Here is a 14,655-nt window from a genome sequence, read left to right on the forward strand (position 1 = left end):
ATGCAGCGTATGTCTGATCAAGAGCAATGGAGCGAATCTGGACTTGAAATTGCAGTTGTAGGATTAGCAGGTACGTTTCCCGAGGCACCGAATGTGCAAGCGTTTTGGGAAAATGTATCGCAAGGGAAAGAATCCGTTACGTTTTTCACTGATGAAGAATTAAAGGCAGCGGGTGTAGATGAGACGCTGCTAAAACGTTCTGATTATGTCAAGGCAAAGCCATATTTACAGCATGCATCATCATTTGATGCAGACTTTTTTGGCTACTCTCCGCGAGAGGCATCTATTATGGACCCGCAAATTCGATTGATGCATGAATGCACATGGCATGCGCTAGAGGATGCAGGCTATGAGCCCGAGCAATACGAAGGATTAATTGGTCTTTATGCCGGCGCATCTAGCAATCTATCGTGGATGGGGCAGCATATGTCGTCACTTGCAAAGAACGAAGATGTGTTTCAAATCATGCATCTCAATGACCCATCCTTTGCTTCTCGGATTGCCTATAAATTAAATCTAAAAGGTCCAAGCGTATCGGTGCAAACGGCTTGCTCCACATCGCTTGTTGCTATCCACATGGCCTGCCAAGGATTAATCGGCGGTGAATGTGACCTTGCGTTAGCAGGAGGTGTCACACTCCATCAGCCGCAAATCACAGGCTATCAATACCAAGAAGGAATGATTTATTCTCCTGATGGTCATTGCCGTCCGTTTGATGAAAAAGCAAAAGGAACCATTTTTGGTGAAGGTGCAGGCGTTGTTGCGCTAAAACGATTAAAAGATGCGATAGAAGACGGAGATTTTATTTATGCTGTCGTAAAAGGATCTGCAACGAACAATGATGGGAGCAATAAAGTCGGTTATACAGCCCCAAGTGTGAGTGGACAGGCAAGTGTCATTGAATCTGCGTTAGAAATGGCTGAGACAGAACCAGAGACGATTTCTTATATCGAAGCGCATGGAACGGGGACGCCTGTTGGAGATCCGATTGAGATTGAGGCGCTTACCCGTGCTTTTCAAACAGATCAACAAGGCTATTGCCGAATTGGATCAGTCAAAGCCAATATTGGGCATTTAGATGCCGCAAGCGGTGTAGCTGGTTTTATCAAAACAGTCATGATGCTACATCATCGTCAATTTGCCCCGATGCCGCACTTTGAGAAACCGAATCACCGCATTTCTTTTGATCAAACCCCATTTTATGTTGGGAGAGACAAAGAGGAGTGGAAGACATCTCAATTGCCAAGGAGAGCGGGAGTCAGTGCCTTTGGTATAGGGGGAGCAAATGCTCATGTCATCTTAGAAGAGGCAAAGCCGAGAAAAGCAAACAGCAACGCCTCGTCCAAAGAATTAATCGTGCTGTCAGCTAGATCAACGCATGATCTGAAGAACGTGACAAAAAACTTAAAGGAATATGTCTCCTCACATCCTGATCTCTCACTTGGTGAAGCAGCTTATACCTTACAAAGTGGAAGAAAGGCTTTCAAATATCGAAAAGCGTTTGTCTGTTCCACGCGGGAAGAGTTATTAGCGGAGCTGCAATTGCTGAATGAAGAGACAGCAGGCAGAGAAAGTCATTTTTATAAACGGATCAGCATGAAGCTGACGGGGTATCATGAGTCAGGTTTACGTGATTACATCAAGCTGTATGAGAAAGATTCTTCTTTCAAAATAGAAGTGGATCGAATCATAAGCCTCGTCCAATCCGCGGTACCTATCAAAAAAGATGAGCTGTTCCATCCTAAACAAAGCAGTCAATCAGAAGTGGCGATGCTGATCATGACATCGGCTTTTGCCAACATGGTAAGATCACTCGGAATTGAACTAGATGGATGGGTTGGAGAAGGTAGCGGCGTCTGGACAGCTTTATATGCAGCAGGCGGCCTTGAGCTAAACGATGCGGCATCTATTGTGTACCAACTTCATGATACCGAGACGGTTAATCAAAGGCTGGCTTCCCTGCCTCAGAGGACACTCCAACAGCCTGTTTACTTGCAGCAAATTGGGGAGGAACTAACCACTTTCGATCCATCGTCTGTAAAGGGTCTTCTTACTATGGATCAGCCTGTAAAATCACCAATAGTTGAGCAAGAATCACCAGCTTTGATCATTGACCTTTCAACGAAACAAGGGATTGTAGTTGAAAAGGGAGCAGAAAAAACAACCGAACCACTTGATGGAGACATGCTTCAAATCGCAGGTGTTCTTTGGGAAATGGGGGTCGGCTTAGCTTTCCCAATAACAGATGAGAAGAACAGACAGCGTATTCCGCTACCTGGGTACCCATTTCATAAAACTGATTTCTCTGCACAAACAAATACGATGGCAGCCATTGAACCACAAAAGCCGCAGAATGAACAGCGTGTCTTTGCTTCACTCGCTTCTTTACAAAAAGACATTCACGACATTGTGCAAACTCATTTTGGGTTTGATCAAATAGATGATGAATCGCCATTTTTCGAATTTGGTGCGACATCCCTTGATATTTCTCAGCTTGCAGCGAAAATATCTGAGCATGTGGACAAGCAAATTGACACTGTGCAATTGTATCGGTTTGCGACAGTGGCAAGTTTTGCTGAATATTTGTTTGAAGAACAGTCAGAACAGATTCAAACGCCTGCTTCTCGCCAAGTAAAAAACACGTCCCAGGAGCAAACGGATATTGCGATTGTCGGAATGGCTGGAAGATTCCCGGGAGCTTCATCGCTAGAAGACTTTTGGCAGCGTCTTGTGAATGGCGAGGAAATGATTCACTTTTTCACAGAAGAAGAGCTCAAGAAAGCAGGGCTGGATGCGTCTGTCTACCAGCATCCGAATTTCATTGGAGCAAAAGGTCGTTTACAAGAAATCGAAGGCTTTGATGCAGACTTCTTCAACTATTCTGCTAGAGAGGCAGAGCTAATGGATCCGCAGTTCAGGCTCTTGCATGAATGTGCTTGGGAAGCGCTGGAGGATGCTGGCTGTGACCCTGATCGAATGGCAGGGAAAATTGGCGTTTATACAGGAACGAGTCCAAACCATGAGTGGCTGACGCGCTTTGCCCATCAAATGGAAGCAACTGAGCAATTCAGCGCCATGCTGTTAAATGATCGTGAGTTCTTTAGTACACAGCTTTCTTATAAATTGAATTTACACGGGCCTAGTGTGACCATGCAAACAGCTTGTTCGACCTCACTTGTCAATATTGGCATGGCCTGTCAAGCATTATTGAATCAAGAATGTGATGCAGCACTGGCAGGCGGTGTGACGGTTAGTTCTCCAGAAAATATCGGCTACATCTATCAAGATGGGATGATTCAATCAAAGGATGGACATTGCCGACCGTTTGACCAAGAGGCGAGCGGAACCATTTTCGGAGATGGAGCGGGGATTGTTCTGCTAAAACGTTATGAAGATGCGATGAGAGACGGTAACCCGATTCATGCGGTCATCAAAGGGGTTGGTGTGAACAATGATGGCAGCCGAAAAGCTGGTTTTACCGCTCCGAGTGTGGAAGGACAGGCAGAGGTTTTAAAAGAAACGTATGAAAAATCAGGTATCGACCCCGCGTCCATTGGTTATGTAGAAGCTCATGGTACGGGGACAAACATGGGAGATCCAATTGAGGTATCTGCTCTTAGTCAAGTGTTCAAAGGGACAGATCCGCTGACGATTCCGATCGGTTCTGTGAAAAGTAATGTCGGACACTTAAATAGTGCGGCAGGGATTGCAGGTCTGTTTAAAGCCATTTTGGCTCTCCAGCATAAAACGATTCCGCCAACCATTCATTATGAATCACCCAATCAGGAGATTCCTTTCAAAGATACACCGTTTTATGTGAATCAAAAGGCGTTGTATTGGAAGGAAGCAGATGGTCCGAGAAGAGCGGGAGTTAGCTCTTTCGGTATTGGCGGAACGAATGCCCATATGATCATAGAAGAGGGCATACAGGCGAAGCAGAAGCCAGCTTCTAACCAAAAGCAGCTGCTCGTCTTATCTGCAAAAACAGATACTGCTTTGGCGGAAATGACAGAGCGATTAAAGCAGTATGTGATCCAGCATCCTCAAGTCCCGCTTGAAGATATTGCTTATACATTACGGTATGGCAGAAAGCAATTTCCATACCGAAAAGCGATCGTACTCGCGTCTGCTGATGAATGGATGCAGCAGAAACAGCTTGAAACGAGTGTGTTCCGAAGCAAAAAATGGCGTAAAGCGACCTTTATGTTTTCGGGTCAAGGCGCTCAGTATGCTGGTATGATGCGCGGATTATATGATGCAGAGCCAGTGTTCAAATGGGAAGTAGATAGATGCTTTAAATATGTAATGGAAACGGAGCAAGTGGATTTAAAGAGCATTGTTTTTTCCGAGAATGAAACGAACGAAGACATCACAAAAACGTCAAATGCCCAGCCGCTCCTCTTTATATTTGAGTATGCATTAGCCAAATTGCTTCAGCATAGCGGTGTTGAGCCAGAATCAATGATTGGACACAGTATCGGCGAATACGTTGCCGCTTGTTTGTCAGGGGTCTTTTCTCTCGAGTCTGCATTAACACTCGTGATGGCAAGAGGAAGATTGATGCAAGACATGGAAAAAGGCACGATGCTTAGTGTGCAATTACCCGAGGCGGAGCTCATCTCAATGATCGATGAATCGCTTTCTGTTGCTGCTGTCAATGCAAAAGACCTTTGTGTCGTTTCTGGAAGAGAAGAGCATATCGCTGCATTTGAAATGAAACTGCAAGACAAAGGAATTGTCACAAGCCAGCTCCATACTTCTCATGCCTTTCATTCCTACATGATGGAGCCGATGCTTGAGGCGTTTCAACAATTCGTAGAGAAAGTAGAATTGCACGAGCCGGCAATTCCGTTTATATCGAATGTGACAGGCACCTGGGCGACAAGCGAAGAGGTGATGACAGCATCTTATTGGACGAACCACCTGCGTGGAACCGTTCGTTTTCATGAAGGTCTATCTCAGCTGTTAACGGATGAAGTACGAGCACTCATTGAAGTTGGACCTGGAAACAGCTTGACGGCATTAGCGAAACGTCATGAAAACAAGGAGTCTCATCATGATGTCCTGAATATGGTGAGGCATACGAGAGAACAAGCGGATGACCATGCATATTTCTTAAAGAGAATAGGAGAGCTATGGGCAGGGGGCTACGAGGTCAAAGCGCAGCAACATCCAACTCAAGAGGAACGTCAGCTCGTATCGCTACCGACCTATCCATTTGAGCGGAAACGATATTGGATTGAAGCAGGAAAGCCCTCGTCTCCGCAGCTATCCGCTCCTAAAGAAACGAAGAAAAAAGAGATGGAAGAATGGTTCTACCTGCCTTCTTGGGAGCAGCAGCCGCTAAAACCAGTTTTCAAAAAAGAAACAGAAGAACAAACGTGGCTCATTTTCAAGGAACAGGATGCTTTTCATGAACTGTTTACTCATTCATTTACGCAACAAGGTATCAAGGTCATTTCTGTCACAAAGGGTGAAGCTTATCAAGAGCAAGATCAGTCGTTTACGATCAATCCGGCAGAAGGCCAGCACTACCGAAACATGCTAGATTCATTGTCTAATAGGGGCATCAATATTCAGCGGATTCTTCATTTATGGGAAGCTGCGAAAGAAGATGACAACTCGAATCGTCAAGCCGCTTTTCAGGCGCACATTGAAAAAGGCTATTACAGCTTAATTTTCTTATCTCAAGCGATTGCTGCCCAAAAAAATATTCGAGAATGCCGTCTGTTTACGATCACTAGCGGAATCCAGCCAGTTACAGGCAATGAGACGATATGTGCAGAGAAAAGTGCAATGCTTGGACCGTGTAAAGTCATTTCACAGGAATACCATCATATTAAGTGCTGGAATATCGATGTGGAAGACGTGCCAGAAGTCATGTCTTGGAAGGAACAAGTCCTTGTCGATCTTATTGTGCAGGAAATCATGCAGCCTGGAAAGGACCAGCTTGTGGCGTATCGTCATCGAAAGCGCTGGGTGCAAAGCTACAAGCATTTGCCGCTGCAAAAAGAAGATGGACTTCCGAAGATGATCAGGCCAAATGGTGTTTATTTGATCACAGGAGGTTTAGGCGGTATCGGATTTGTTTTATCAAAGATGCTGGCGAAGGAAGGAAATGTACATCTTTATTTAACTGGCAGAACGGCATTGCCGCCAAGAAATGAATGGGCGTCATATGTTCAACAAGCAAATGCCGATGAAGCGCAGCGCACGAGAATTGAGAAGGTGCTTGAGCTCGAACGATTAGGTGCAACAGTAGAAGCGGTGCAGGCGAATGCAGGAGATCTGGATCAGATGAAACATGTATTTGATGCCATTCGCAAAAAGCATGGCGGCGTTCATGGTGTATTCCATGCAGCAGGATTACCAGGAAGTACATCCTTCCGTGCAATCAAAGATATCCCTTCTACACTGACGCAGGGAGAGGATCAATTCCAATCAAAGGTGAAAGGGCTCGATGTGCTAGAGCAGCTGCTGGAACAAGAACAAGCAGACTTTTGTCTTCTCTTTTCTTCCATTAGTGCATTGCTTGGGGGCTTAGGATTCTCTGCTTACTCAGCGGCTAACTTATATATGGATGCATTTGCAGCTAGACTTAATCAACATAGTCAAACCCCGTGGATGTGTGTGAACTGGGATGCGTGGAATTTCTGGGGTGAGCTAGAATCCACAATAGGTGAATCGATCAATGAGCTTGCGATTTTACCAGAAGAGGGTGCTGAGCTGTTCCAGTATGTTCTGTCTAGCCGGCAGAATCGACACATGCTCGTGTCTACAGGAAATCTTGATGAACGGATAGATCAATGGCTGTCACTAGAGCCTAAGGGCGCAGCGGATGAGGATTCGTATGAAGTGTCTAAGCACGAAAGACCAGAGCTGGGCAATCCATATGTGGCGCCTCGAAATGAAACTGAAAAAGCGATCTGCCAAGTATGGCAGGATTTTATGGGCATGGAACAAGTGGGCATTCACGACAATTTCTTCGATCTCGGCGCAAGCTCACTGGATATTGTCCAAGTCACCAATCGGTTAAATCAAGCACTTCAAACAAATGAAGCGGTTGTGACGTTGTTTACGTACCCTTCTGTTGCAGAGCTTGCGAAATATATCCAGCCTTCTGAGGACTCGAAGGAAGAAGCGATGGAAGAAGAACTAGCCGTCGTCACTTCCGGTGATCGAAGAGCTCGTTTTAAACAGCAACGGAATAAAAGATTGAGAGGCGGAATCGAGAATGAATGATACAACGAATCACTATCATGGCGCAGAAATTGCTGTTATCGGTCTTGCAGGTCGTTTTCCAGGGGCCAAAAATGTAGATGAGTACTGGGAGAATCTGAAAAAGGGAAAAGAAACAATCTCCTTTTTTACAGAAGAAGAATTACGGCGTGAAGGTACAGATGAAGCTTTATTAAAAAATCCCCGTTTTGTTAAAGCAAAAGGGATGCTAGATGATGTTGATTTATTTGATGCAGATTTCTTTGACTATACACCAAAGGAAGCGGCCATGATGGACCCGCAGTTTAGACTGTTTCATGAATGTGTGTGGACAGCGCTTGAAGACGCTGGGTACGACCCGTTTGAATATAAAGGGCAAATCGGTCTTTATACAGGTGCAGGGATCAATACAGAATGGGTTATGAGAGCACTTCAAGGGGCGGCTCAAGGTGAGGATTCGAAAACACTGGAAGCTGCTGTTCTGAATATGCGTGATTATTTAGCGACAATGATTTCATATAAATTAAATCTGAAGGGACCGAGTATGGTGGTGCAAACCGCCTGCTCGACCTCGATGGTGTCGATTCATTTAGCCGTTCAGGCTTTATTAAGCGGCGACTGTCATATGGCTGTTGCAGGTGGCGTGTCCATTCGTCTGCCGCAAAAATCAGGTTATCTTTATCAAGAAGGCATGATCCATTCATCTGACGGGCATTGCCGCGTCTTTGATAACAAAGCCGATGGAACCGTTTTTGGTGATGGTGCAGGAGCCGTTATTTTAAAAAATTTAGAGGATGCCATTGAAGACGGCGATCACATTTATGCTGTCATCAAAGGGTCATCTATTAATAATGATGGAAATAGAAAAGTAGGATATACAGCGCCGAGTACGAAAGGTCAAGTATCAGCGATCAAGACAGCACTGCGAATGGCTGAGGTGGAACCTGAAACCATTTCGTACATTGAAGCACATGGAACGGGGACAACCCTCGGAGATCCAATCGAAATTGAAGCGCTCAAGCAAGCATTTGATACAGATAAAAAAGGCTTTTGCCGCATTGGCTCTGTCAAATCAAATGTTGGTCATTTGAATGATGCATCAGGTGTCGCGGGCTTTATTAAAACCGTTTTAAGCTTAAAGCATCAAGTGATTCCGCCGACCATTCATTTTGAAACACCAAATGAAAAAATTGAATTTGCCAATTCGCCTTTCGTTGTAAACACAGACTTGACGCCATGGAGCACGCAAGAATTTCCTCGCCGAGCAGGTGTAAGCTCATTTGGGATAGGTGGAACAAATGCTCATGTCATTTTAGAAGAAGCACCTGCTACACGTGTTGCCGCTGATAGTCCTGAGGATAGTGAACTTCTTTTATTATCTGCCAAAACACCAGCAGCTCTTGAAAAAATGACGGATCGCCTTGCGGACTACTTACTCCAGCATCAGCAGCATGTTCGTCTAAGTGACGTTGCCTATACGCTGCAAACAGGCCGCCATCATTTCCCGCATAAACGTGTCATTCTTGGAAGTAACACGGCGGATATGTTACAGGCGCTGAATCAAAGGTCAAAAGAGGTGGTCAAGACGGCTAGCTCCCAAACATCGAGCCGTCCAGTCGTCTTTCTTTTCCCAGGCCAAGGATCTCAGTATGTAGACATGGGGAGTCAGCTTTATGACAAATATCCAGTCTTTAAAGAAGCGCTGGATCAATGCTTGAATCAATTCAAACAGCATGTCTCAGTTGACCCATTTAGTATTTTATTCTCAACAGAAGCAAGTGATGATCGTCAGCTGATCAATCAAACAGAATATACGCAGCCGCTTCTCTTTAGTGTGGAATACGCTTTGGCTAAATTGCTGATTCATTTTGGCGTCAAACCGCAGGCACTGATCGGTCACAGTATTGGAGAATATACGGCTGCTGCCGTATCTGGTTTACTATCTGTTGAAGATGCCGTAGATCTTGTGGCTTATCGCGGACAGCTCATTAGCCAGCTTCCAAAAGGCTCTATGCTGAGTGTTCCTTTGAGTGAACAGAACGTGCTGCCATATTTAACAGATGATCTTTCACTTGCAGCAGTAAATGGTCCTGAATTGTGCGTAGTGTCAGGTGAGACCGTAGCCATTGATGCACTTGCTGAGAAGCTGGAGGCTGCTGGACATGGGTGCAGGAAGCTTCACACCTCTCATGCCTTCCATTCTAAAATGATGGATGACATCCTGCCATCATTTAAAGAAAAGGTAGCCGAGTATCAATTGAATGCGCCGTCTATCCCGTATATTTCTAACGTCACAGGTACGTGGATTGACCATGAAACAGTGCAAGACCCGGCATATTGGGCTAATCATTTGCGGCAAGCGGTTCGTTTCCGTGATGGAGCAGAGACGTTATTAACGGAGCTTGATCCTATTTTCGTTGAAGTCGGGCCGGGGAATACGTTAAGTGCCTTTATTCGCCAAGCTTCAAAGGAACATCATCAGCAGCCGATTCCATTGATGCGTCATCCAAAAGAAGAGGCAGCCGACGACCGCTACCTGCTGGGAAGATTGGGTGACATCTGGCTTCAAGGGGTGCCGGTTGACTGGACAAAATTGCGAAATCAGACATCAAATCAAAAAGTATCCTTGCCGACCTATCCGTTTGAACGACAACGATATTGGATTGAAAAGGTAGATACATCTGCACTATCTTCATCCTCAGGTGTGCAAATGATGGTGCCAAAGGATAACAAAGGGCAGGAAATAGAAGAAAACAATCAAGTCCATGCCGCCGCATCGAATGACATTGAGGCAACGTTACAGCGGATGTGGAAAGACATTTTAGGAATTGAAAAGGTGGAAAGAGACGACCATTTCTTTGAGCTTGGCGGACATTCGTTAAATGCCACCGGTCTGATTTCTCAAATTCACAAAGAATTTGGAGTAGAGCTAACGCTCACAGACATGTTTAACAATCCGACAATTGAAAAGCTCCAAGCATTCATCGAAAAGGCAGAGAAGCATCAATATTTCAAGATTGAACCAGTCGAAAAGAAAGACACATATCCATTATCTGCTGCTCAAAGACGGACATTCCTCATTCATCAGCGTATTGGTCAAGTGACCTCTTACAACATGCCGATGGCACTGAGATGTAAAGGGGAAATTGTCGTCGAGCGCTTTGAGCAGACCTTCAAGCAATTAATTGATCGTCATGAAACCTTGCGAACGACCTTTGAATTAAAAGATGGTGAACCAGTTCAGCGTGTCCATGATGACTTCCAATTTGCTGTTGAATTGACAGAGGCTGATGAAGAAGGATTAGAAGCACAAATCGATGAATTCATTCGTCCATTTGATTTAAAGGCTGCACCATTGATCCGTGTTCGTTTTGTGAAAATCGCAGCTCACGATCACCTCTTATTAGTCGATATGCATAATATTGTGGCGGATGGAGCGAGCATGAACATCTTTATTAAAGAATTTACTGAGCTCTATCGAGGGGAAACCTTGCCGGAACTCACTGTTCAATATAAAGATTATGCAGAATGGCAAGACAAATATTTCCGTAGCGAAATGTTTCAAAAGCAGCAGGATTATTGGAAGCAGCAAATTGGCTCAAATGTGCCAACTTTGACAATGCCATATGATTTTGAACGGAAGGAACAATCCTTCTTAGGAAGAGCGATCAAATTCAATATTGAACCGCACATCGTTGAGAAAATTGAACAGCTTGCTGAACAGTATCAGCTGACAAATAACGTTATCTTGTTCCAGCTCTATGGGCTACTGCTCTCACGTTATGCAGATCAAGAGGAGCTGATTGTCGGTTCACTTGTGGCTGGACGGCGTCATGCAGATATCGAGCATACAATTGGCATGTTTACAAACTTCCTGCCAATTAAACTAGACATGGTACAAGAATCAACCTTTACAGAGCAACTGGCGCAGACAAAGCAAGTATTGCTGGATGCGTATGACCATCAAGAGTACCCATTTGACCAAATGGTTGAGCATCTGAATCCAAAAACAAGACCGCATCGCAATCCATTCTTTGATACAATGCTCATCTACCATAATGAGTACGATCCGAATATTAAAATCGAAGCCGATGGACTAACCTTCGAAACACATGAGTTTGCAAAGGGAATATCCAAACTCGATATGAAAATGGATGTTGTCAGAGAAGTAACAGGTGAGTTAAAGTGCGTCCTTCAATACAATCTTGCGCTGTTTAAACATGAGACAATGCAAGCGTTCGTCAAGCACTTCGAGCACTTGGTCGAACAGGCTGTTCAAACACCTGATCAATTGCTCAAGGATTTCGCTGTTCTTTCACAGGAAGAAGAACAGGCAGCAAAGGAGAAAAGGGAGCGTGCAGAGGAAAAAGCACCGCTCGTACTAACAGTCAGCTCGACATTTACAGCAGATCCAATCGCACCTTACATTCAGTACTGGACCAAGCAGTTTGATGTGCAGCTTGATGTTCAATTTGCACCGTATGGGCAGGTATATCAGGAATTACTAAATGAGCGCAGCCTTATCTCACAGAAGAAAAACGGTGCGAACCTTCTGCTCATTCGATTAGAGGATATCACGGGTCCAGCTCATCTTTCACTGGAAGAAAAGAAAAAACTGGCTGCAGAGCATGCTGAAGAACTTGCAAACGTTCTGAAATCAAAAACGAAACATAACTTATATTTTGTTGGGATTCTGCCGATAAGTGCTGCTCTTAAAGACACGCTGCAAGATGTGGAACGAGAGTGGATTGCTCAATTATCTGAGATAGACGGTGTTCAATTAATCGACTGCCGTCAGCTTGCGAAGCACTATCAGATAGATGACATCTTTGATGTAAAAGGAGAGCAAGCCGCACATCTCCCATTCACTGAAGTCTTTTGTGGAGCCATCGGTACAAAAGTCGCACGCGAGTTCATTGCATGGCAAGGTGCACCATTTAAGGTAGCGGCCATTGATTGTGATCACACGCTTTGGAGAGGTGTCGTTTCAGAAGACGGTATAGAAGGCATCGATATTACGCCAGAACATCAAATGCTTCAGCGCTTTTTAAAACAAAAGCAAAAAGAAGGTCTCTTGCTTGTCTTAAGCAGCAGGAATAATGAAGAAGATGTGTGGCGCGTGTTTGAAAACCACCCAGATATGATCTTGCAAAAAGACGATATTGTCGACTGGCGGATCAATTGGGAAAGTAAACCGGCACATCTCAAAGAAATGGCAGATTCCCTGAATCTTTCATTATCTCAGTTTATTTTCTTAGACGATGATCCTGCTCAGTGCTTGCGTATGAATGAAGAGCTGCCTGAAGTGATGACACTGCTACTACCTGCCAATGAAAAAGCGATCCCAATATTCGCTCAGCATGCTTGGGCATTTGACCGCTATGATGTCACAGATGAAGATAGAGGGCGAACAACAAGCTACAAGGCTGAAAAAGCTCGTCAAAAAGAGAAAGCAGAATCGCCGTCAATGGAGCAATTTTTACAAGATTTGAATTTGAACATGAGTGTAACAGAGTGGGGAGAAAAGCACCTTGCCCGCGTGGCGCAAATGAGCAGTCGCATTAACCAATTCCGCTTAAATGATCAGCGCTTTGATGAACAGCAGCTGAGAGAGCGGATGGAAAATGAGCTTGTTAAGGGCTGGGTTATTGAGGCAGCGGATCGCTTCAGTCATGAAGGAATTGTAGGGGCGATCTTGGCTCATCATGCAGGCGACACCTTGATCATTGATGCATGGATGCTAAGCTGCCGTGCTCTAGGGAAAGGGATTGAGCAAAAATGTCTGACATGGCTCGCTGAATATAGCCGTCAGCACCAGCTTTCTTCTATTGAATTCACATTTGCATCGACTGGACGTAATGAGCTATTCAAGTCATTTATGAAAGAAAACAAGATGCAGGAGATGGGGGAGCAGCAAACATACCGGATACAAGTGGAAGAAATCGGTTCACTGAGCGATCACATTCAGATCGTCGACCACCTGTCACCTCGTCAGCACCCGGCTGAAGAAATAGAGGGTCAAAGGGTGGAGACAGCAAGTCATTCAGCTTCTGAAGGTTACACATGGGAAACGGTTCAAACAGATCAAACGCTGCACAGCGGGTATGTAAAAGCCCTTAAGGTACATGATCAAGAAGGTCTTCGTTCATTATTAAAGACGGAACTAACGCAGGATCAGGGACTTTACGCACAGCCAACCAATGAACGCGAGGCATTGCTTCTTGAGATTTGGTGTGACATTCTTCATGTGGAAAAAGTAGGAATTGACAACGACTTTTTCGATTTAGGAGGAAATTCTTTACTTGCTGTCAAAATGGAAGTAGAGATTGAAAAGAAGGGTTGGTATGTTGATGATTTGAATTTTGCTGAAAAACACACCATTCGAGAATTAGCAAAATATATGAAGAGGGAGAATCAGCATGCATAAAGATGTAAAAGCCATATATGAAGAATCAAAAATTTTAGATGAGGCCACTCATTTATACGGAGTCCAGCGAAGTGACATCCACTTTATCGCAGATGCAGAAAACTATGTGTATGAACTTAAAAAAGACGGAGAGTCTTTCATTTTAAAAATTACCCATACCATCCGCAGATCACCTGATTATATTTTAGGTGAAATGGAATGGCTCCATCACTTAGCGAAGGGCGGACTTTCGGTTGCAAAACCAATTGCTTCATTAAATGGCCGTGATATCGAGCAAGTAGACGATGGGCAAGGCGGTTCATTTTTACTGCGGGTCTATGAAAAAGCACCGGGTCATAAAGTCGAAGAGGCAGACTGGAATGATGAATTATTTTATGCCCTTGGACAGTACACAGGCCGCATGCATAAACTGACAAAAAGCTATCAGCTGTCAGATACGCGATATAAAAGACAAGAGTGGGATGAAGAGGAGCAGCTTAAATTGCGTAAGTATGTCCCAGCCGATCAGACGCTTGTATTCGAACAAGCGGATCGGTTGATGGAAAAGCTGGCAAAGCTTCCGAAAAATCAGGATACGTACGGATTGGTTCATGCGGATCTTCATCACGGAAACTTCCACTGGGATCAAGGCAAAATTACGACCTTTGATTTCGATGATATTGGGTACAACTGGTTTATGAATGACATTAGCATTTTGCTATACAATGTGTTGTGGTACCCAGTCATTCCATACGAAGACAAAGCAGCTTTTGCAGGAAACTTTATGAAGCAGTTCCTTAAAGGCTATCGTGAAGAGAATGAGCTTGGGGATGAGTGGCTTGCCTACATTCCTGACTTCCTTCGCTTACGTCACGTGCTAATCTATGGCTTGCTGCATCAAGCATTTGATTTGGCTACCATCGGAGAAGAAGAGAAGGCCATGCTCGCTAGCTTCCGCTCCGACATTGAGCAAGCAGCACCGATTACGACGTTTGACTTTACAAAGCTAAGTCAATCTTAACATCAAAATC

At 44.6% G+C, this 14,655-nt stretch carries 3 protein-coding genes; all 3 read left to right on the plus strand.

The genetic code is table 11. The features are described 5' to 3' along the window. The first annotated feature begins 9 nt into the window (after positions 1-9). The 3 genes from MHB79_RS03490 to MHB79_RS03500 are packed head-to-tail and all read left to right on the plus strand — an operon-like array spanning position 10 to position 14,645. The gene (locus MHB79_RS03490; RefSeq protein WP_340989014.1) at positions 10-7,242 is read left to right on the plus strand and encodes an SDR family NAD(P)-dependent oxidoreductase; all 7,233 of its coding nucleotides are present in this window, start codon (positions 10-12) and stop codon (positions 7,240-7,242) included. Beyond that, positions 7,235-13,645, plus strand: coding sequence for an HAD-IIIC family phosphatase (locus MHB79_RS03495; protein WP_340989015.1), 6,411 nt, complete (start codon positions 7,235-7,237; stop codon positions 13,643-13,645). Before MHB79_RS03490 ends, MHB79_RS03495 begins: the two co-directional genes overlap by 8 nt. After that, positions 13,638-14,645, plus strand: a complete 1,008-nt coding sequence (locus tag MHB79_RS03500; protein ID WP_335356195.1) for a phosphotransferase enzyme family protein — start codon at positions 13,638-13,640, stop codon at positions 14,643-14,645. The genes MHB79_RS03495 and MHB79_RS03500 overlap by 8 nt, the downstream gene beginning before the upstream one ends. The last annotated feature ends 10 nt before the right edge of the window (positions 14,646-14,655 follow it).

The organism is Bacillus sp. FSL M7-0558, assembly GCF_038003245.1.
Taxonomy (GTDB): Bacteria; Bacillota; Bacilli; order Bacillales; family Bacillaceae; genus Bacillus; species Bacillus pumilus.